Below are 20,104 nucleotides of genomic sequence, written 5' to 3'. Positions count from 1 at the left end.
CATGAACGTCGCCGCTCCGCAGTCGACCTTCCTTCGCATGGTTTACGGCTGCTATATGCTTGCCTTCTTCCTCTACCTTGCCGCACCGCTCGTGGCAGCGGGGGTATTCGCCTTCAACGATTCGCTGTTTCCGGCGCTGCCCTGGAAGGGCTTCACGCTCGATTGGTTTTTCGGCACCACCGAACCCAAGCTTGGCATGTTCAACGATCGGCGCTTGATGGAGGGCCTGTGGAACTCCCTCTATATCGGCATCATCGTCTCGATACTTTCCGTGGCGGCCGGCACCTGCAATGCGTTCCTGTTCGAGCGCAAGCATTTCCCCGGTAAGAGCCTGCTCTACGTGCTGATGATCGTGCCGCTGGTCATTCCCGGCGTCATCCTTGGCATTTCGATCCTGGTCTTTGCCAGCGCGATCGCGAACGGCGTGGAAGACTCGACAGGCTGGGACATGGATTTCCTGCGGCCCGGCACTCTCCTTGTCGTGCTTGGGCAGTTCTCCTTCCTGGTGACCATTACCTCGTTGGTGATCGCGGCGCGCTTGCGCAAGTTCGACGTGGCGCTGGAGGAAGCCGCCTTGAATCTTGGCGCGTCGCGTGTGCGCGTGCTGGCGACGGTGACGCTGCCCTATCTGCTGCCGGCACTATTCTCCGCCTTCGTGGTGGCGTTCCTGGTGTCGTTCGAGAACTTCAACACGACACTCATGCTTGTGGGATCCGACTCGCCACTGACGATCACCATGTATGATCGCATGGTGAAGGCCGGTTCGACGCCGGTGCTGAATGCCGTGTCGCTTTTCCTGATGATTGTCTCGGGCCTGCTGGCTTTGCTCAGTGTTGTCGCCCAGCGGGGTAAGGAACCGGCCAGTTCCTGAACAGGACCGGAGCAGGCCTTCTTTCTCGGCGCCGCGGACCTTGCTTCGAAGCGTGCCTGATGAGCGGTCCGCCGCCAGCACTTCACGATGGCTCGTGCTTCGAACAAGGCCGGATGGAATGACGGGGTAGGTCGTTTCCGGCCACGGGCAGTTCTAGGCCGGATTCATGGCTGTGGATCGCTCCTGTACTGCCGGCATCGCCGGCTCGACCTGTTCGACGGCGGGTAACCGTGGCAACTGAAATAGCTGCTGTTTCCACATTCATTCAGCTCGGCAACATAAAGCGGAGGTTGAGCAACTGTCGGGCGAGACCGTGCGACGGCGCCTGGCCGAGAACGATCTCAAGCTGTGGCGCAAGGACATGTGGTGCATCCGGGCGTCGGGTTTGCAATTGATCCGTGCGAGTACGCGTGAGTGAATATCGGTATCGGATTCGACCGTGGCCACGTCAGAAATATGCAAGAATTTTCGGACTGCGGATATTTGCTGTTTGTTCGCCTAAAGTCGCCTAAACAGGATCGAGATGGTGGTGCTTGTCACCAAACTCGATGGACAAGTACCGGATAACGAGGTCTAGGCGAGACTGCCGAATTGCAGAGACATGATGCGTAGGGTCGCCATCGAAAAGCCCGATGCGAATCTGCGCGCGATGTTTGTCGTAAGCGCGCAGCAAGTTCGCGAGGAAACCCGAGGTGAGCGAAGAGAAGATTCCGATCTGGACGGACCGTCTTCAGAGCGACGGATCGCGGCCACATCCTTCGCACGATGGCCGATTTGCCGAAACACCTCCCGCACATGCCGCATGAACTCCTTCCCAGCTTGGGTAAGGAAAGCGCCTCCATAGTGCCCGAAATAGCGCAAATGTCGCATTTCTGTTTTATGCGCGGTTTTCCCAGCGATGTTCGCTTACCCTCGTAATTCCTGGGCTGTCTCGTCTCTTGTCCAGGCGCTTTGAGCCAAGACAGAAAGTATGATCGCGGCGATCGCGCCTATGAGTATGAAACTCAGGGACATCCACGGGAGGTTCAGATAATCGGGCGGTGGATCGAAGACCCCGCTCAGCAGTCTCACGAGCATCCAGGCATCGATGAGGCCGATGAGCGTGCCCGCCAGAAGGCCGATACCGGCGACGATCAGCGCTTCGCTCCAGATAAAGGAGCGAACCTCTCGGCGGGACGCGCCGAGGGAAAGCAAGATCGCGTTCGACCTCGCCCGTTCGGACTGTCCGAGCCAGAGAATGAGCCCGGTCGCCATCGCCACGAACAGCACAGCGAAGCCACGCTCCACCGATCCGATAGCAGCCAAATCCACAGCAGTCAGACTCGACCCAATGAGATGAGCAGCCTGAGAGACGTCCGTGACCTTGAGCTGCGAGGACGGCCCCAGCGCGTCCCGAACGCGCTGAGCCAGGGCGGCCATGGAGCCGCCGGCTCTGATCAAGACGGTTTCCGCTTGGCCTGCACCCGTTTGTGCTGCGACGTAGCTGGCGTTGGCGACCAGAAAGCTGTCACGCGGCGCAGTCGGAAATTCCTTGACGACGCCCACGAGATGAAACGCGACCGTTTTTTCCGAGCCGTCCGCCGCACGCATACGCAGATTGAGCAAATCCCCGATAGCGAGTTGAAAATCGTTGACCGTCTCCTGTGACACGAGGATGCCGTCGGGCTGGCGCGCTAGCCGCGCCAGCGCCTCGCGCGCGCCGATATTGGTGAAGTATCCGTCGACGATATCGGTCGCGTTTGTGATTCTGACGGGATCGATGCCGAACAGATCCTGGAGATCCTTTCCAACGTAGGCAAAACGATGCTGCATCGGCTCCGCCGCAAGGACGCCCTCAACGACCGCTATGCGGTTCAACGCCGTCCCCGCGGGCATCGTTGCCGATCCGGTCACAGCCACATCGGCGCCCGTCGTCAACCTCGCGTCTACAAGTTGCTGCATATGATAGGTCGAATTGAAGACCGTCGTCGCCACGGCAAATGAAGCGGCTACCGCAACCAGCGCCATACCGGAGGCAAGCCGGCTCCGCTGCCTGATGAGGGCTGAACCAACCAACGTCGCCAGGCGACCGGACAGCGGAGACAGCATTGGCGGCAGCAAAGAGCCTGAAGATCGCAACAGTAGGCGACCGAGCCGTATCGTCAGAAGGCCCGCGCCGAGCCAGAAAAGAAGCGGCGCAAGAAAGGCGGTATAGTCAACGGCCGTAGAGGCGACGCCTTCCGGCGCCAAGACGAGCTGATACCCCGTGGAGGCCGAGCGCCAATGGGTCAGCGCCGCTAGCACCAGGAAGACAATGTCGACTTTGCCACGCTCCCACCCGGCCACTCTTTCACGAGAGAGCCACATCCGTCGCGCCGAAACGGTCGACTGTCGAAAATCAGCCCTCACAGGAACGATGACGGCAAGACAGGATACGATGACGCCCCCAAGTGCAGTCGCGGCGAGCCAAACCATCGCATCATATGACGTGACATCGGCATGCAATGCGGATCGCGCCAGCACGGTGGATGCTGCGACGCCGAAGGACACCGCCAACAGCGACAAGGTCAGTGCCTCTGCCATCACCAGCGACATGATCTGCGTTGCGCTCGCGCCCCGCAATGACAACAGTGCAAATTCCTGACGGCGACGGGCTGCGTCGGAGCGCACCACCGAGATCGCCAGAAGGATCCCCAATATCGCTCCCGGCAACCCAAGGAACAGGAGCAGAATGCGCGCGAACAACGCATCCTGCCGCACGGCATCCAAACGCGCGGAAATGTTGTCGCCGACAATGGCTTCGCCGGCCGCGCGCACTTCAAAATTCTTCGCCATGCCGGTCGTCGTCGAAAACGCGACTTCGGGCGCGGAGGGCAGCGGGTTGTGGTCAAGGCCGACGTGAAGCTGAAACCGGGCGCCGCCGGCCGGCCGATGGGTTGCCTCGCCGAAATGCGTCCGCCAGTCGGCTTCGGAGAGGATGAGGACATTGTCTGGAGGAGCGACCGGAGACGCTCCCCGCTGCGGGCCGATGATCTGAAACAACGCATCGGCGTTCGGAAGATCGACGATGCCGGCTACGGTAACGTCGAACGGAGCGGCACCGACCGGCGTGACAGTGACGACACTACCCACAGTCGCATGCAAATTGGCCGCTGTCTGCTGAGCGAGTAGCGCGCCGCTGGTCCCGCCCAGCAAGAGGCGAATCTGCCCGGGGAACAGCGACTGATAGTCTGGCGACAAACCGACAATCTGGCCTGATCCCGTGGTTTGTGTCGTGTCGCCGGTGTTGAGGCTCAACGCCGTGGCGTCGGCATAGCCAACCGTGGCCACCGCGCGGACTGGCGCGCTATCGCGTAGCTTCTTCGTCAATTCCATAGGGGTGGCTCCCGGCGCGAGGGCGACCTGCCAGTCGACGGGAACGGCGGAGATTGCGCGCCGGGTCATCGTCCCTGCACTGGACAGGCCAAACACGCCGATCAGGCCAATGAGCGCGGTGGCGCACATGATTCCAGCCCCGACAGCCATCAAATGGCGCCAGCGCGTGGCGACAATGCCCTTCAGCCAAAGCGCCATCATATCGCACCTCGGTCGTTGGCGCGCGCCACGAGGCGGCCGCGATCAATCGCCCACTGTTCGTCCATCTTCTCGGCGACGATCCAATCATGCGTCGCTACAACGAGTGCCGCTCCGGTTGAGGCGACCGCAGTCAGCAAAGCGACAACCACGTCATGCGCGGTCGCCTGATCAAGCTGGCCGGTCGGTTCGTCGGCCAACAGCAATTTGGGGCGTGTGACAAGCGCACGGGCGATGGCGACTCGTTGCATCTGCCCGCCCGAAAGCTGGTCTGGCAGCTTTTCGGCGAGTTCGGCGATCGACAGACACCGCAAGGCCTGCATCGGATCGAAACAATCAGACGCATCGCCACCGATCAACTCGATCGGGAGGCGAACATTCTCGATTACGTTCAACGTCGGCAGGAGCGACGGAGATTGAAAGACCATGCCGATCTGATGTGGCTGCAAAGGGCGCGTTTCGTCGAATCCGGACCATTCGATCGATCCGGAACGGTCCGGGTCGATTAGACCTGCCATGAGGCTCAGCAATGTTGACTTGCCGCTGCCAGATCGCCCCACCAGCGCTATGCGTTGCCCCCCTCGAATGTTGAAATCGATGGAGGTGACCGCCGCAACGCTTCGTCTCCCCGACGTGAACTTGCGCGAGAGGTCGTGCGCTGAAAGTATGATCCGGCCGTCGCGTTGTTTCTCGCTCGTCGGCTCGGTCTGACGAGACCCCTTCGTACTCACGGATGGCTCCTTCGCGACAATTCGCCCATCCACAATTCCGACGATCCGGCTCGCGCGGGCTGCGATCGTTCGGCTGTGTGTGGCGATCAAGGCGGCGGCGCCATCGCGACGGCGCTGTTCGAGCGCATCGAGAATCATGCGTTCCGTTTCCTCATCGACTTCCGCCGTCGGCTCGTCCGCCAGCAACAGAATCGGATCGTTGGCGAGAGCGACGGCAAGCCCGGCGCGCGCGGCCTCGCCGCCCGACAGCGTTTGTGGCGGCGCATCGCGGTGATTTGACAAACCTACAAGAGCCAGAAGTTCGTCGATCCGCTCTTCAACATGACTGGCGCCTCCGAGTTTCAGTTGCAGGCGGATATTCTCGGAGACGCTCAGATGACTGAACAGGTTGCGCGACTGAGCCAGATAGCCGATTGAGTGCGCCCGCAGCGCGGCCCGTTCGTCTTCGGGGCGGCGCGTCATCCGCACGCCGTCGATCGTGACCAGACCGCCGTCGGGATCGTCGAGACCGGCGATGCAGGCCATCAGAGTCGACTTACCGCTTCCGGATGCGCCAACCAGAGCAACTGTCTCGCCGCGGCCGACGAGAAGGCTAGCGCCGCGCAGAGCCCGAACTTCAGCTCCATCCACATGAAAGAAGCGGTAGAGATCATCCGCTACGAGCAGCGTCATGTCACTTCCACCGGAACGATTTGCTCATCAAAACCCACTGATCGACATTGTCGGCGCCCGCCGGCGCCGAAAAGGTAAGTTCGGCGAGCTTGCCGTTGCGCTGCATGTAGAAGCGCTCGCTCTCAAGGCGAATCTGCTTGTTCGTCACCGGGTTCGGGTTCGAATTCGATGTGAAGACCACTTTGACCGCTGGGCCCGCAGGCAGCTTCACCTGCTCGATCTTGAGAACCTTGACCGCCCGGCCGTTTCTTTCCAGATCGGCAACCTGCTGCGCACGTAGAGTGTCAACCGTGATCGCCGAGGCCGATTGTTGGATGCTGAGTTCGATGCGGCCGTATTTGTCCGCGAAGGTCGCACCGTCTTTCGTGTCGGTGCGGGCCCAGCCCTCCGGCACCTTCATGGCGACGCCCTGCGCTGCCTCGAAAGTAATGAATTGTTGATTGTCCGGGATGTCGCCAGGTGGATTGATTTCCGGCGCCACAGCTTTTTCCTGCGCCGCGGCCGGAAGGGCCATTCCCAGAACCGGTGCGATGATCAGCGCCAACCCAATCGCGTGCAGGCTCCGCCTGGTCAGTGGTAGAGATGTCATGGTTATCTCCCGTTCGTCGCGGAACGATTTGTGCGATGCAGAAGCGCTAACCCGCGAAAATGAGTACGGAATGAGGTCGCCTCTCGGCTCTTGCGTTTGCCTGAGGACGTCAAAAAGGAAAGCTGTAGACCCTTTCGGTCAGGTCCGTAGCAAGGTCGCGCAGACGGATTGGGGATCGGTTGCTTGACTGCGTAGGCCATCGCTAGCCAAACCGAGACCGCTTGCGCTAAGGATGGAAAAGTCCTGCGCCGCGCGATCTCGGTCCACGAACTGCCTTCGAGGCGTTCAGGTTTATTTCGTCTTGATGCCTGCCTTGCTCAGACCATCGGTGATTGCGGTGTTGCAGGTTTTATCGTCGTCCTTCTTGAGTGCGGCCAGGGCTTTGACCTTCGCTTCTTCCAGAGCGGTCTTGGCGGGCGCTGTCAGGTTCGGCGTCGCAAACGCCTTTTCGAGTTGAATGAGGTCGGCTTCGCAGTCAGCCCGCGCCGCAGTGGTAGCGGCAATTCCGATCGCGGCGGTCAGCAGCAAAGCCTTGAACATCGGATAAGTCATGGAGTTTCTCCTGTTTCTGGGCCAATGGAGTGTGATGCTCGTATGAGCTTCAGGGCTGGAGTGGCGCCGGTCTCCCAGCCCCGATTGGCGTGATTAGACCCGGGGGCGAGGCGTTCTCGATCCGGTTGACTTTGTTGGCTGGCGGGAAGAGAACGAGCGCGATGATGCCGCCGAACGACGAGAGGGCGTCGCCCTCGTTGTTGCTTTTTGGCCCTGAACTCAACGGCGTTTTCAGAGCCGCGGCTGGTCTACGGCCCCAGTCACTCACAACACGCCAGAATGTCCGATCCATTGCTTCGGTTCGACTGGTCAGCCACGGAAAATGCCCATAGCGGAACGAAAGGTGCCCGTTGGCCTCGTCGGCGGATTTTCCGCCCTTTAGAAACGCATAGAGCGCGGATGCAAGGCCCGATCGATCAGCTCCCCCCTCGCAGTGGATCAGTATCGGTTGTTCGGACGAGGCGAGCGCTTCGATGAGCGAGGTCAGTAGAGCCTCGTTCGGTTCGACGTTGGCAGACATTGGCAGACTGATGTGTCGAGCGCCCGCCTTCCGCGTCACTTGGATTTCTTCGTCGTACCAGGAGTGGCCTGGCTTCTCGCCGCGAAGATTGAGGACGGTCCGGATACGCTTTTCCCTTAGAAGGGAAGCAAGTTGCGACGGCGATAATTGGCCGGATCTGTAAACCTTGCCGGCTTCGACCTCGTGAATGTTACCAGTGACGCGGAGATAGCCGGCCCAACTGCCCGCTCCTGCAGCGATCATCCCGATAGTGGCAAGAAAGACCGTGAGCATTTTCCGCCAAAGAGGCCATGTAAGGAGCGGCCTCATGCTCTCGCCGCTCCCATGGTGCCGCAGCCACTCGCCATGGACTTCTCCTCTTTGTCGATCCAACGAATGCCATCTCGGACGAGAGATAGGATCGGAGCGGCTCCGGTCTCCAGGCCCTGATTAAGGGGTCAGGCCTCGCTCGGGGCGCTCTCGATGCGGTCAACTTTGCTAACCGTCAGGAAGGCAACGAGCGCGAAGATGCCGCCGAGAAAGAGAAGACTCGTGTTGATCGTTCCCCAGCCCAAGCCACCCGCGATGACCGGTTTGGCAAGGAAATCGCCGATCGAAGCGCCAACCGGGCGGGTCAGGATATAGGCGATCCAGAACGCCAGAATCGGGCTGATGTTGGCAAACAGATAGGTGGCGTAAGTGACCGCGATCATCGCAGCGAACACGATCGCCGACAGGCCATAGCCAAGGTCGAACTTCTCGGCCATGAGATCCCCTGCGGAGGTGCCGAGCGCGAAGGTGAAGAGGATCGCAGCCCAGTAATAAAGTTCCCGCCGGCGGGTGATGATCGTGTGAATGGAAAGCGTTCGCTCGCTGCGATACCAAAGCGCGAATGCTGCAATGAGAGCAGCAGCAAATGCAACCGTGGTCGTCACCAGACTGACCCCCATGCCATCGACGAGGTTGTCCGAAATCAAAGTGCCAACAACGCTGATGAGCACAACGGTGAGCCAATACGGTACTGGAATATAACGCTTCGCTCGCAACTGGGCGATCAGCGCGATGATGAATGCCCCGCTCATGATCCAGGACGTCATCGTGAGACCCCAGTCAAGTCGAACAGCCAGAAGGTCGGCCGCTGTTTCGCCGACGGTCGTTGCAAGGATCTTGATGATCCAGAAATAGATCGTGACCTCGGGGACCTTATTGAGGAGTGTCGCTTCCTTAGTGTCGTGGTTGTTGGGCATGTCTTTCCTCTGGTGTCGGCTCCGGTATTCTCCGCACCGGAGTGCTTGCGCTGGCGGTCGAACGGATCAAGCAAGCGGTAACGCGCGACAATTAGGAAGGAATGAGCTTTCCCTTTCTGGCTATGTTACCATCGCGTAGGCCGATGGCGCTTACCGCCGTGTCCCGCCAAAAAAGCGCAGTCAGTCTCCTGGCGGTTCGATCGAGACCAGGTCGTCGACATGGGTCGGCTATTCTGCTGGCTCCACCGGCAGCGTGCCTTCACCGTCGGCGGCGCGCCAATCGCCAGGGATGCAGCCGTGATCGAGGCTGGCCTCGACTTCGCGCTGACGTCCGCCGCCACGCTCGGCGTCACCTATGGTGGTCGGTTCGAATCCGGTGTCTCCGACCGTTCCGTCAAGGCAAACTTCAACGTCAAGTCTGAGGGAGGCTGCCGCGCGATTTCCGAAAGCAGATCCGTCGCGGACCCGCGACGGATTGAAGCTCGACGCGGCGAGGTTCCCCTATGGCGACCCAGAAAGCTTCTCTTTGCACCTCCTCGATTGCCGCTCTCGGCATTGGACAAGAATCCTGCCGTGGTGGCGGCGACGGATACCTTTCCGAGATCCTCATCGTGATCGCCGGTGTCTCCGGTGTCGGTGCTTTCTTGCAGATAATGCCTTCGATCCGGACTGTCATGCAGGCGGCAGGTATCGCCTTCGTCCTATGGTGCGCGGTCAAGGCACTGAGGTCCGCCGGTAGTGCGAGCCGGCCGAAATGAGCACGAAATGGTGGCGAAACCCGCGGACAGGCCGTCGTATCGATGCTGGTCGCAACCCGGCTGAACCCACTGGTCTATATCAAGATCATGCTGCTCGTCGGGGTGTTTTCCTCAAGCTACGACAACAGCCTGCGTCTCTGGTCCGCACTCGGCTTCCTCGGTGCCTCAGGCGTGCGTTTCTGCGGGCTTCCGGCCTTCGGACGCGTCCTGCACCAACACGATGTGCTGGCCAGTTGGTCGGAGCGTAGCTCGTCGAGCGCATCCACCCACCATCTAGTGCTGCTCAAAACCCCATCAAAACTTGACACTGAAGTTAGCGTGAATGCTCTGGTCGGAGGCGCGAGAAGCGAACTGACCACTGTAGAAGACGCCAAGAGCCGCGGCCGGGCCGATGGCAAGATCGAGCCCGGCCTCAACCACGGCTGCATCCCTGGCGATTGGCGCGCCGGCGATGGTGAAGGCATTGCCACCGGCGAATTCGAATGCCGCAAGTGGCGTGGTGTCGCCAAAGGCGTGACGCCAGCCGAGCGTGCCTTTCGCCGTTGCGATCATGCCGCCAAGCTCAAAATCGGTCGAGGCCCGCAGACCCAGTGTCGAGAAGGTGGTGTCGGTCGTCGTGCCAGCGCTCGACAGCGTCGCTGCGCCGCCCTTCTCCCGGAAGCCATCGGTATGGAGGTTGACATAGGCAAGGTTGGCGAAGGGCTCGAAGCCAAACCGGCCGGCCTTGATCCCGTAGCCGAGTTCACCGAAGACCTGCGTTGTTCCGGCTTTGTAGTCGCTCCTCACGCTGTCTGCAAAACCAGGGAAAGCGACATTACGATTGATCGAGATGTCGTGCCACGTATGGGCCAGACCGGTCCGGAAGGCGAGAGCCCCCCACTGCGTGCCGCCATAGAGGCCGAGATGATAATCGTCGCTGACGCCAGACGAGCGGCGATCGTTGACGTCGAAATCGGTGCGGCTGTAGCCGCCGAGAAGACCGAGCCGCCAGTTGTCAAAGACGAGAGCATCACCACCGATCAGGAAGCCCCCGGTGGAGCGTGATACCCGGGCGGCGTTGCCGTCGCTGTCAGTCTGCCCCCAGGAGCCGAAGCCTTGGCCCCAGACCGCAAGGCGATCAGCGGTTGCGAGCGCCGGGACGGATTTGTCGTCGGCATAGGCCATCACCGGCGTCGATACTGCGCCTACTGCGTCGAAGGCGGTGCGTATCCGGTCGATAGCGGCATTGCGCACGAAGCGGCTATCCTCGATCAGCGCCGTCTTGGCCGAAGCATGGATCTCACCCGACACCGCATCGAAGGCAGCGCGCGCGGGCGACGCGTCAAGCTGCAGCACCGCGTTATAGATTGGATGGCCCCAGCCGAGCGTCTCGACCCCGCCGCCTGCCGCGCGCTGGTTGCGCGTGCCTCCGATTGCAGCGAAGTCAATGCTGTTGCGCGTCAGCGTCAGATAGACGTTGTTAGGATCATAGGTGAGCGACGGATTGAGGAAGGCGAAGTTCGAGGTCACGCTGCTGAACGAACCGGACCGGCCGCCATTGGCGGTCAGGATGGTATATGTCGTAGCCGGCGCATAGTTGCCGGCTCCCGCGAGCACCTGGACGGTGCCGCCATTGATCGTCGCCGTTCCCGTGGCGACCACCTTGTCGGCCTGGCTCGCTGCGTTGGCTTCGACCTGATAGATCGAGCCCCTCGCGAACGCGATGTTGCCGCTGATGTTGAGCGTACCGATCGAATTTCCTGGCGCGATCGTGCCGCCGCCGTTCACCATTGTTTCGCCGACCGTACCGGCGCCGCCAAGCGTCGCTCCAGCGTTTACGATCGTCATGCTCGAATTCGCGATCGAGCCGTTCACGATCAAACTGCCGGCGTTGATGACGGTGTCGCCGATATAGGTGTTGGTGGCCGTCAGTATGGCGGTGCCGGAACCATTCTGCTGCACGGAGCCGTTTCCGGAGATGGTGCCACCAAAGGTGACGGCATCCGAGCGGTTAAATGCCAGCGTGCCGTTGTTCGCGACATTGCCAGCGATCGAGCCGCTGGTGCCACCACTGCCGAGTTGCAGCGTGCCGGCGTTGATGACGGTGCCGCCGGCATAGGTGTTGGTGGCAGTCAGCGTGGTGGTGCCGGAACCATTCTCCTGCACGGAGCCGCTTCCGGAGATGGCGCCACCAAAGGTGACGGCATCCGAGCGGTTGAATGCCAGCGTGCCGTTGTTCGCGACATTGCCAGCGATCGAGCCGCTGGTGCCACCACTGCCGAGTTGCAGCGTGCCGGCGTTGATGGCGGTGCCGCCGGCATAGGTGTTGGTGGCGGTCAGCGTGGTGGTGCCGGAACCATTCTGCTGCACGGAGCCGTTTCCGGAGATGGCGCCACCAAAGGTGACGGCATCCGAGCGGTTGAATGCCAGCGTGCCGTTGTTCGCGACATTGCCAGCGATCGAGCCGCTGGTGCCACTGCCGAGTTGCAGCGTGCCGGCGTTGATGACGGTGCCGCCGGTATAGGCGTTGGCGCCCTGCAGGATCAGCGTGCCGAGATCGTCCTTGACCAAACGGCTGCTGCCCGTAAGCACGGAGCCGATATTGGCCACGTCGCTTGCGCTCGCTGGCGATCCGTCGCCCACCCGGATCACGGTCGCACCACCCGTGCCCGCCAACGTGATCGGGTCGCCCCTCACGCTCCAGCCCGTACCGATGAACTGCATGCCCGTCGCGGATACAGCACCAGCGCCGGCATCGACTTGCACCGGGCCGTTCGTGCCCCCACGCGCTCCCTGAAACACAGCGAACTGCCCGCCCCAGCGATCCGAGTAAGAGCCGTTGGCGTCGGTCCAGTTAGTCAGGGGCCCTGCCGTCCATGTGCCTGGGCCACCGACGATCGCGCCGGTCGGCGCGGTGGTTGTACCGTTCCAAAACTGAACCGCACCTGGGTTGACCACCAGATTGACCTGGTTGGCGACGGCCGTCTGCACCATGCCCCTCGTACCGCCAGGAATGAAGCCGACCGCAAGGCCGTAGTCGGTCAGCGTGCCGCCATAGTCGAACAGGCGATAGACGCCGGAGCTATAGCCGCCCGCATTGGTAACGTTGAGTGTGCCGGCGAGCGTCAAGTTGCCGGTGATGTTAAACAACCCTGTCGTCCCCGGCGCGCCCAGCGCCGCAGCCACGATTGAGCCACGGTCCAGCGCAAGCGAACTCATGGTCAGCGTCTGCCCATTGCGCCCCGACAGCGTTCCACCGTCAGCGACCGTCACCGCACCGACGATGGTACCCGCGCCCGTAAGCGTCCCGCCCGAGGCGACCGCAACCGACGGACTGGTCAGCTGGCCGTTGACGCGCAAGATGCCGGCTTGCACGGTCGTCGCAGTCGCGAAGGTACCGTTTCCTGTCAATGTCCAGTCGGAGCCTTGCATGGACAGGTTCTCGAAGCTGAGGAACTTGGCGACCGATTCAGTGCTGGTGCCTTGCAAGGTGAGACTGTCCGTACCGGTGCCGCCCTGGACATTGCCCCCGAGGATCGAGCCCGTGTCCAAGGTCAAGTTGTGCGTGGCGCTGCCCTTGAACCGGATCGCGAGGCCGCCGGTGGCACTCGCGATCGTGCCGCTGTTGGTGATCGTTCCCGCGCCGGTGAAGCTTATGCCAGCATCCGTCGTGGCGCCATTGCTCGTCAGGGACCTGATGGTGCCTGAGTTGACGACGGTTCCGCCGCCATCGACCTCGATCGCCGAACCGCCGCCCTGAGCTTTCGAAGCTTCAATCAGGCCGGCATTGGTGATCGAGGTGGCGCTCGAGCCGTTGGCCCAGACGCCATTATAGGCACCGAGGATCTGTCCGCCGGCATTGTTGGTGAGCACGCCGTTCTGAATCGCGACGCCGGTGGCAAAGCCGCTGTCGTTGCTTTTGATCAGGCCGCTGTTGATCACCGTACGGCTGGTCCCGAGGATGATCGAGACGGCGTTGGAACCGCCGTGGCTTTGGACAACACCTCCGGCAAGATTGGTGAAGATACCACCGCCGCCCAAGCTCACGGCCGCGCCAAGGCTCTCGGCCGTGATCGTCCCAGCATTGGTTACCGTGCCGGCAGGGCCGCCGATCTTGAACACGACACCGCCGTTTGTACCGTGGATCGTCGCGCCAGCCCGGTTGTCCACGGTGCCCGGCGCTCCCTCGACCCAGATGCCATTGCCGAGGTTGCCGCCGTCGATGGCGCCCATGTTGATGACGCTACCACCAGCCTTGAATTTGACTCCATCTCCGGAATTGCCGGGTCCGATCGTGCCTTGATTGGTCAAGGTCCAGGCGTGAGTGGTGGCGCAAAGCGAAGCAAATGAACTGCAGGTTAAGGTGGCCGTGGTGTTGGTGACGGCAACGCCCGGCGAAACTCCAACCGTCGTACCAACGTATCCATCGAGATTGATACCGTTGTTGGTGTTTGTCGTTATGTTGACATCGTCGGCGTGGCTGGCGCTCGGGAATGCTATCAATGAGATGATCGCAACAGCAGTCCCAAAAGCTGTCAGTGCGGTAGTCTGAGGTCGCGCCTCCGTTTTGAGGGCCTGTGACCGACCATGCGATAAAATAGGCGCGCACGTCTCATTCCAGTCAGACAGCGTACTCCCGCGAGTGATCGAACCAGTTTTGATATCGCTCTTGACGGTCGACACTACCGATAGATTACAAGAGAGACTGGTTCTGGTTCGTGCTGCATTGTCGTGCAGAAACGAGAGATCCATGAGGCGGTCCTCTCGCTTCAGAAGCGGTAGCGCAGGTCGAGGCCGACATGCACGCTGTTGCCGATGGCCTTGTCGCCTGAGATGCCGTTGGCGAACACGTCGACGGAGGCCTGCTTGGTGAAGCGGTAGCCAAGCCGTGCGCCATATTCGAGCCAATTGGCGTTGACAGCCCCGCCGGCGAGCACACCGATACCGGGCACCCCAGCCTTCAAGCTGGACTTGGCGCCGAAACCATGGGCGCCGGCCAGCCATAAGGTGGCGTCGACGTCGGCGGTGAAGGCATGCGTCACCTGACCGCGTAGCTTGACGACATCGGCGCTGTCAGTGCCCTTGAACACTGTCGCTTCGAACGGATTGCCGCTGGAGAGCGGTTCCCCGTACGCGTTCACCTTCAGCCATTGCCGGCCGAGTTCGCCGGAGATCGCGACCTCATCGGCCGGCGTGGCGAAAACCACGGCGCCGAGCCGGCCATAGACATAGCCGAGCGCGCCACTGCCGCCGCCTTCGCCGGTGGCGATCCCCGCGCCGTTAGCGTAGCTGCGGCTAAAGCGCAGACTGGCGTCGGGAGCGATCCAGCCGCCGGCCTCGACATAGGGGCTGACCCAACCGGAAATCGGCGGGGCGACGTAGCGCACCGCAGCGGCCACAGTGACAGCGCTCTTTAGGCTGGCGTTGCGATAGTTCTCTTTCTGATAGGCGATGCCACCGAGCAGGGTCAGGCCGTTGCCGAAGGCGATGCGGCTGAAGGCGCCGCCAGCGGCCGAACCGGCGGCGGCATAGAGGCCGATCTCCGAGGGCGCGCCGATCGGCAGGTTGGCACCGAGCAGAGGCGCAACCAGGCCATGCTGGTGGATGGCGAGACGGGCGCGGGAGAGGGCGAGATCGTCGATCGAGCCCTGCACGGCGGCGCGGGTGGTTATGCCCGCGATCGGCGAGATCACCACAGGCGGCGTGACGGGCGGACTGACTGGAGGCGTGACAGGCGGATTGACTGGCGGAGTTACAGGTGGATTGACCGGTGGGGTTACAGGCGGCGTCACCGGCGGGGTCGTCTGCTCGACATAACGCACTACATAGGCGTGCGAATTTAACGAGGGGCTGAACGTCCCGTTGCCGACAATGAATTGTCCGTCGCCGGATATCGCTTGCGCATTCGCCAGCGTGATACCGGTCATGTTGACCCCCGCATTTGCAAGGAGCGTATTGAGGTCGGCCATGCCGGTCGCTTGCGTCCAGCGAAAGGCATGCACGCCACTGCCAGCTAGAGCGGAATAGCCAACGACGATGGAACCGTTGGCGCTCACGCCATAGGCGACAGAAGTATTTCCTCCAAGCGTGCCAAGATCGGCCATGCCACTGCCCTGCGCCCAGCGGAAGGCATGGAAGGTCGCGTCTCCGGTCGTCGTTGAATTGCCTACCGCCACCAAGCCGTCGGCATTCGTTCCGTATGCTGTGGCAATTGTGCCGCCGAGCGTGCCTATGTCTGTCATTCCGCTGCCTTGGGTCCAGCGGAATGCGTGCTGGGCAGTATTTCCAGTCGTGGCCGAGTTTCCGACGATGACGAGGCCGTTCGAACTGACGGCGTATGCGACAGAAGAATTTCCCCCAAGCGTACCAAGATTGGTCATGCCATCGACCTGAGTCCATCGAAATGCGCGATAGAAACTGCTGCCGGTGGGGTTGGCGCGACCGACAATGACCGAACCATCGGAACTCGTGCCATAGGTGTAGAGCTGATTGCCGCCCAACGATCCGATGTCCACCAGTCCCGCTGCCTGTGTCCAGCGGAATGCATGGAAAACGCCCGCGCTGTTGCTTGAGTCCCCGACGACGACTGATCCGTCGGCGCTCACCCCGCGCGCGTATGATTCCACGCCTCCGAATGTGCCAAGGTCGATCATGCCGCCGGCCTGTGTCCAGCGAAAGGCGTGGGTCGATGATGGAGACGACGATGGAGAGGAGTCGCCGACAACCACCGAGCCATCGGAACTGAGCGCAAATGCGCCGGAAAAACTGCCGCCGAGCGTGCCCAAATTGAGGGGCGTCGTCGCTGTTTGCGCCTGTGCTGGCACCAGCACACCCGATGCCACCAATGCCAAGGTTGAGATGCCCGCCATTGCTCGGCATCTGAAAACAAACTTGTTCTTCTCCATGCGCTATTCGCCCCCGACCGATTCTCCCAAGAATTGGGGAAAAACATGCGGTCTTGAGGTCGAATTGTCTCTCCTCGGAAAAGAGGAGAGATGACAAAAAAGTCTCTAAAAGACTAGGACAACCCGCTAAACACAAGGCGGGCGATCGCCTGCGCGCGTGTTCTGGCCCCGAGCTTGCGGCGAGCCTGATCGATGTGACTTCGTACCGTGGTTTGCGATACGCCGAGCAACGTGGCGATGGCCGCATCGGTCTTGCCGGCCGCCACCCAGCGCGCGCATTCAAGCTCGCGATGTGTGAGGGTCGCCTGCGGGTCGGCAACCGGCGCAACGCCGGTCAAAGTGCGGCAGCGTTCATGTGTCAGAAATGAAAGCTGGTGCAATTCGCGGCGCAGCGCGGATGGCACCGGCCGTTCCTTGCCCGCCATTGCGACAAGTCCGAAGTAGCCGCCGGGCCCATGGATCGGCACCGAGAACCCATCCGTCCAACCCCATTCGGCGGCGGTATCCCAAATGTCCTGTTCGGCGCGCGACAAGATGCGCTCGGCCTTCGCTTCAAGCCAGGTGAAGGGCGCGATGCGCCGTCTGGCCTCGGCGACGACATAGTCGGCGGCGACGAAATTGCGCCGAGCATAGAGTTCTATCCAATCCGGCGGCCAGTCCTGAAAGAAGAAATGCGTTTCCGGTCCCTTGTCGGTCGGCAGAAACGCGCCGCAGGCGCTGGCCGTGTAGCCGAAGGATGCAATACGCTCCTTGAACAGGGTCCTGACAGCCTCGATCGTCGTGCACTCCTCAAGCACGGCAGAGAATTCTCCAATCATCACCCCCCCGTACGTTCATATGAATTGCGCAATTAGTCAGAATTCGAAGATGTGCTGGCGGGCATACCGTTCTCTCATCCTACCGCATCATGCCGGACCGGCAGTTCAACCGGAAGGGGCAAACCAGCTCGGTTCGTCGCCAATCGCGGGTCGCCACACTTCGGCGGCAGGGGAAGATGATGCAAGAAACGCTCAACGACTTCATTGGTCATGCCATCCTGAACTCGGCTCTTGCAGCTTCAGGCGCGATGCCGTGAAGGCATGACGCGGCGACTGGGCGTCAAATCCGAAAGCGCCAATCCGCAGCCGCCCGCGACCGATGCTTAAGGGAGTGGTATGACGTAAACGAATTGCCTGGTTTTGCCGTCGTCGATGACCTTTGCCGCATCCGCGCCAGATCGCCAACACGCTCAACATCGAGTTGCAGGCCGACTGGCGCACCGGTCCGCGCATGTCAGAAGGCGACCTTGAGGCCGATCTGTCCGCCGTGGGTAATGCCGCCGTGCCCCATGATGCGGCCGCTATAGGACGCGGTGAGCGCGGTCGTGGCGCTGAGCGCCAGCGCGCCGTAGCCGCCCAGCTCGACGCCATAGCGGCCAAGGCCTGGCGCCTCGATCCCGAAGGAGCCCGGCGAGGAGAAGCCGGCGGCCGTCGCCCGGACCGATCCGTCGTGGTCGCCCAGCACGGCGAACCCCTTGACGCTCGCGCCGAGGCTCAGCGCCTGGCCGTTGTCGATGGCGAAGCTGTGCTCGGCCGTGAGGCCGAGACTTGGCCGGACCTGATTGCGCGTCGCCGATTCCACCGACAGCGGCAGCAAGCCGCCGCTCTCGGCGTAAGATGGCGAATTCCAGCCAAGCCAGGACAGACCGGCGCGCGGCGTGAGCGTCACCCCGCCGAGGTTGAAGGCATAGCCGGCGGTGACGCCGGCGCCATAGGTCGTGGCATCGAAGCTCGCGGTCGTCGCGTCGGAAATGCCAACCCATGAGCTGTTCGTATCGAAATGCTGGCGGCCGGCGAAGGCGGCGGCCGAGAAGCGCCAGGCGCCGGGTGAGTAAAGCGCGAACGCGCCGGCGCGGAATCCATCGCCAGAGGCGCTGTCGCGCGAAGTGGCGTCACTCATCGACCAGGTCGTGCGGCCGCCTTCAGCGGCGAAGCCGACTGAGAGGTCCGGTGTGACGGTATAGCCCAAGCCGCCGCGCACGCCGCCGAAGCTGTAGGTCGATCCGGGCAGCGAGGCCGTCGCGCCGATCCGGCCCCAATAGCCTGTCCCTTCCAGAAAGACGGACCACCGCGAAGGCTTGCCGTCCACCATCACCGGCGCGCCGATGGCGGCCTTGCCCGGTCCGAGCAGCCGCGACAGGAAGATGTCGCTGGCGTCGAGCGCCACCACCTGCATCGCCGGATGCGCCGTGCCGATCGCGCGCACGACGCCAAACAATGTGTATTGCTCGAACTGCGTCGTGGTGCTGGTCGTCGTCGTGGCTTGGTCGATCGTGTAGGTGGTCACAATGTCGAAGTTGGTCAGAATTACACCGCCCGAGACAGTCAGCTTTACCGCAGTCGGATCCTGAAAGACGATCTGGTTGTTGCCGTTTAGGATCAGCGCCCCATTTGGTGCCAGGTTGCCCGATTGGCGAAAGTTGATGTTAAAACCCGGCAGGGACGCCGTGTATTGTGCAACTGGCGCGACGGCGGTGCAGCTCGGGGCCGTCGTGCCCGGCAGACCCGAAATGCCCGTGCAGGTGCTGCGCGTACCGATCTGGATGGGCGACTGGCTGGGACCGACGGTGACCACGGCTGCAGTCGATGTCGACGTACCGGCAAGACTGTAGAGCGTTGTCGAACTGGTTGCGGTGGTCGTGCTCGATGCAGTGAGAACTGGCGCACCGATGATGACTCCCGGCCCGCCCGCCGTGGTGATCGCCGCGCGCGCAGCCACCACCCCGCCCTGTGCGGCAGCATCGCTGTACGGCACCGAGAAGGTGTGATCGTAGAGCGGCGTACCGCCATTGAGCCTGCCAATGATCTCGGTCGCGTAAATTGTCGTGTTGGTCGTCCGCGTGGTGGGCGTGTTGAACACGACCTTTTCCTCGCTCGAGGTGCTCTGGGCACTATTGCCACCGGCACCACCTGGACACTGAGGATCGAAGACGGAGCAAACTCGTTGGTTAATCGGCGTGTAAGTTGGCAAACTCTGCGCATGGGCCGCGCCACCCGCGACCAATCCCGGCAGGGCAGTGCCCAGCGTTGCCGCAAGCACGCGGGCGACGGAAGCCGACCGCTTCCGTTCGCTCCGCCCCGCTCTACGCGCTGATCTCCGGTGCTGCTCCGAAGTCCGCTGATACCCCCAATGCAATTGGTCGCCCACCCCAGCACGCATCACGCCGCCGGTGCAGTGCTGGCAGCGTCCGTCGCCGCCGCAGAGCGCACAGGTGCGACCATCGGCCTGCACTCCGGTCCCGCCGCAACCGGCGCACCGTCCAGAGCCGTTGCAAAAATAACAGATCGCCATTCGCCCCCGACCGACTCTCCCAAGAATTGTGGAAAAACATGCGGTCTTGAGGTCGAATTGTCTCTCCTCGGAAAAGAGGAGAAATGACAAAAAAGCCTCTTCGCTTCTATTTCGCGCCGGAAGACTAGGACAATCCGCACAACACAAGGCGGGGGGATCGCCTGCGCGCGTGTTCTGGCCTCAATGGCTAGCAACGAAGGCGTTGGACTATTCTTGCTCGAGATCGCCTTAACCGACATTCGAAAATGTTCGGGCGGTGACCGAGGGGATGGGTTTGGAGTGAATGGAGACGTCGCATTCCTGGTGCCGCACAGCGCAAAGCCGGCTTCTGGGAATGAATGGCTGGGATATCGTGAGCGACCATAGATTCACCATAGGCTCCGGGAGCGGGCGCGCCGTGGCATCGAAACCCGAAAGCC

Annotated in this window: 14 protein-coding genes and 1 pseudogene; 3 read left to right on the top strand and 12 right to left on the bottom strand. The window is 61.9% G+C overall.

The genetic code is table 11. From position 1 onward, the window contains the following. The first annotated feature begins 1 nt into the window (after position 1). On the top strand, positions 2-871 hold the full coding sequence (locus FZF13_RS04775) for an ABC transporter permease (protein ID WP_065997593.1): 870 nt from the start codon (positions 2-4) through the stop codon (positions 869-871). Positions 872-1,379: 508 nt separating this feature from the next. Here the strand turns inward: FZF13_RS04775 and FZF13_RS29570 are convergent. The 7 genes from FZF13_RS29570 to FZF13_RS04740 form a co-directional block, all read right to left on the bottom strand. After that, positions 1,380-1,544, bottom strand: a complete 165-nt coding sequence (locus tag FZF13_RS29570; RefSeq protein WP_395408239.1) for a hypothetical protein — start codon at positions 1,542-1,544, stop codon at positions 1,380-1,382. A gap of 233 nt (positions 1,545-1,777) precedes the next feature. Continuing rightward, positions 1,778-4,426 (bottom strand): ABC transporter permease, encoded by a 2,649-nt coding sequence (locus FZF13_RS04765; protein ID WP_065997591.1) that lies wholly within the window; start codon positions 4,424-4,426, stop codon positions 1,778-1,780. Next, positions 4,423-5,826, bottom strand: a complete 1,404-nt coding sequence (locus FZF13_RS28810) for an ABC transporter ATP-binding protein (RefSeq protein WP_137901759.1) — start codon at positions 5,824-5,826, stop codon at positions 4,423-4,425. The genes FZF13_RS04765 and FZF13_RS28810 overlap by 4 nt, the downstream gene beginning before the upstream one ends. A 1-nt stretch (position 5,827) precedes the next feature. Next, positions 5,828-6,370 (bottom strand): hypothetical protein, encoded by a 543-nt coding sequence (locus tag FZF13_RS04755; protein WP_245317483.1) that lies wholly within the window; start codon positions 6,368-6,370, stop codon positions 5,828-5,830. Positions 6,371-6,706: 336 nt separating this feature from the next. After that, complete coding sequence (locus FZF13_RS04750; protein WP_065997589.1) at positions 6,707-6,967, bottom strand: hypothetical protein; 261 nt, start codon at positions 6,965-6,967, stop codon at positions 6,707-6,709. 49 nt (positions 6,968-7,016) lie between these two features. Then, positions 7,017-7,760: a tyrosine-protein phosphatase gene (locus FZF13_RS04745; RefSeq protein WP_065997587.1), complete on the bottom strand. Its 744-nt coding sequence runs from the start codon at positions 7,758-7,760 to the stop codon at positions 7,017-7,019. A gap of 164 nt (positions 7,761-7,924) precedes the next feature. After that, the gene (locus FZF13_RS04740) at positions 7,925-8,713 is read right to left on the bottom strand and encodes a COG4705 family protein (protein ID WP_065997586.1); all 789 of its coding nucleotides are present in this window, start codon (positions 8,711-8,713) and stop codon (positions 7,925-7,927) included. 297 nt (positions 8,714-9,010) lie between these two features. Here FZF13_RS04740 and FZF13_RS28805 point away from each other — a divergent pair, with 297 nt between their 5' ends. Next, positions 9,011-9,328, top strand: coding sequence for a hypothetical protein (locus tag FZF13_RS28805; protein WP_171021029.1), 318 nt, complete (start codon positions 9,011-9,013; stop codon positions 9,326-9,328). Beyond that, a complete protein-coding gene (locus tag FZF13_RS29565; RefSeq protein WP_065997585.1) occupies positions 9,217-9,471 on the top strand; it encodes a LysE family transporter in 255 nt (84 codons plus the stop codon). Before FZF13_RS28805 ends, FZF13_RS29565 begins: the two co-directional genes overlap by 112 nt. A 294-nt stretch (positions 9,472-9,765) precedes the next feature. On the opposite strand, the gene FZF13_RS29135 is transcribed toward FZF13_RS29565, so the two are convergent. The 5 genes and pseudogenes from FZF13_RS29135 to FZF13_RS04715 all read right to left on the bottom strand — a co-directional run bounded on the left by FZF13_RS29135 (position 9,766) and on the right by FZF13_RS04715 (position 19,253). Next, on the bottom strand, positions 9,766-12,174 hold the full coding sequence (locus FZF13_RS29135) for an autotransporter outer membrane beta-barrel domain-containing protein (RefSeq protein ID WP_206078114.1): 2,409 nt from the start codon (positions 12,172-12,174) through the stop codon (positions 9,766-9,768). Positions 12,175-14,219: 2,045 nt separating this feature from the next. After that, positions 14,220-15,965, bottom strand: a complete 1,746-nt coding sequence (locus FZF13_RS29130; RefSeq protein ID WP_245317482.1) for a hypothetical protein — start codon at positions 15,963-15,965, stop codon at positions 14,220-14,222. Between the two features lie 30 nt (positions 15,966-15,995). Next, positions 15,996-16,319 (bottom strand): annotated as a pseudogene (locus FZF13_RS29560) (hypothetical protein); the annotation flags it as partial. 149 nt (positions 16,320-16,468) lie between these two features. Further along, positions 16,469-17,173, bottom strand: coding sequence for a LuxR family transcriptional regulator (locus FZF13_RS04720; RefSeq protein WP_083237697.1), 705 nt, complete (start codon positions 17,171-17,173; stop codon positions 16,469-16,471). Positions 17,174-17,627: 454 nt separating this feature from the next. Then, positions 17,628-19,253: an autotransporter outer membrane beta-barrel domain-containing protein gene (locus FZF13_RS04715; protein ID WP_065997579.1), complete on the bottom strand. Its 1,626-nt coding sequence runs from the start codon at positions 19,251-19,253 to the stop codon at positions 17,628-17,630. Between the last annotated feature and the right edge of the window lie 851 nt (positions 19,254-20,104).

The sequence above is a fragment of the Mesorhizobium terrae genome, from assembly GCF_008727715.1.
Classification (GTDB): domain Bacteria; phylum Pseudomonadota; class Alphaproteobacteria; order Rhizobiales; family Rhizobiaceae; genus Mesorhizobium; species Mesorhizobium terrae.
The sequence above is the reverse complement of the archived record's forward strand: the minus strand, read 5'-3'. Positions and strand labels throughout refer to the sequence as shown.

Excerpts from the sequence above, each read along its gene's own strand:
- FZF13_RS29135 (WP_206078114.1), bottom strand. The coding sequence starts at position 12,174 with ATGCAGTTCATCGGTACGGGCTGGAGCGTGAGGGGCGACCCGATCACG.
- FZF13_RS28810 (WP_137901759.1), bottom strand. The coding sequence starts at position 5,826 with ATGACGCTGCTCGTAGCGGATGATCTCTACCGCTTCTTTCATGTGGAT.
- FZF13_RS04750 (WP_065997589.1), bottom strand. The coding sequence starts at position 6,967 with ATGACTTATCCGATGTTCAAGGCTTTGCTGCTGACCGCCGCGATCGGA.
- FZF13_RS04745 (WP_065997587.1), bottom strand. The coding sequence starts at position 7,760 with ATGCTCACGGTCTTTCTTGCCACTATCGGGATGATCGCTGCAGGAGCG.
- FZF13_RS04775 (WP_065997593.1), top strand. The coding sequence starts at position 2 with ATGAACGTCGCCGCTCCGCAGTCGACCTTCCTTCGCATGGTTTACGGC.
- FZF13_RS04720 (WP_083237697.1), bottom strand. The coding sequence starts at position 17,173 with ATGATTGGAGAATTCTCTGCCGTGCTTGAGGAGTGCACGACGATCGAG.
- FZF13_RS04765 (WP_065997591.1), bottom strand. The coding sequence starts at position 4,426 with ATGATGGCGCTTTGGCTGAAGGGCATTGTCGCCACGCGCTGGCGCCAT.
- FZF13_RS29565 (WP_065997585.1), top strand. The coding sequence starts at position 9,217 with ATGGCGACCCAGAAAGCTTCTCTTTGCACCTCCTCGATTGCCGCTCTC.
- FZF13_RS04740 (WP_065997586.1), bottom strand. The coding sequence starts at position 8,713 with ATGCCCAACAACCACGACACTAAGGAAGCGACACTCCTCAATAAGGTC.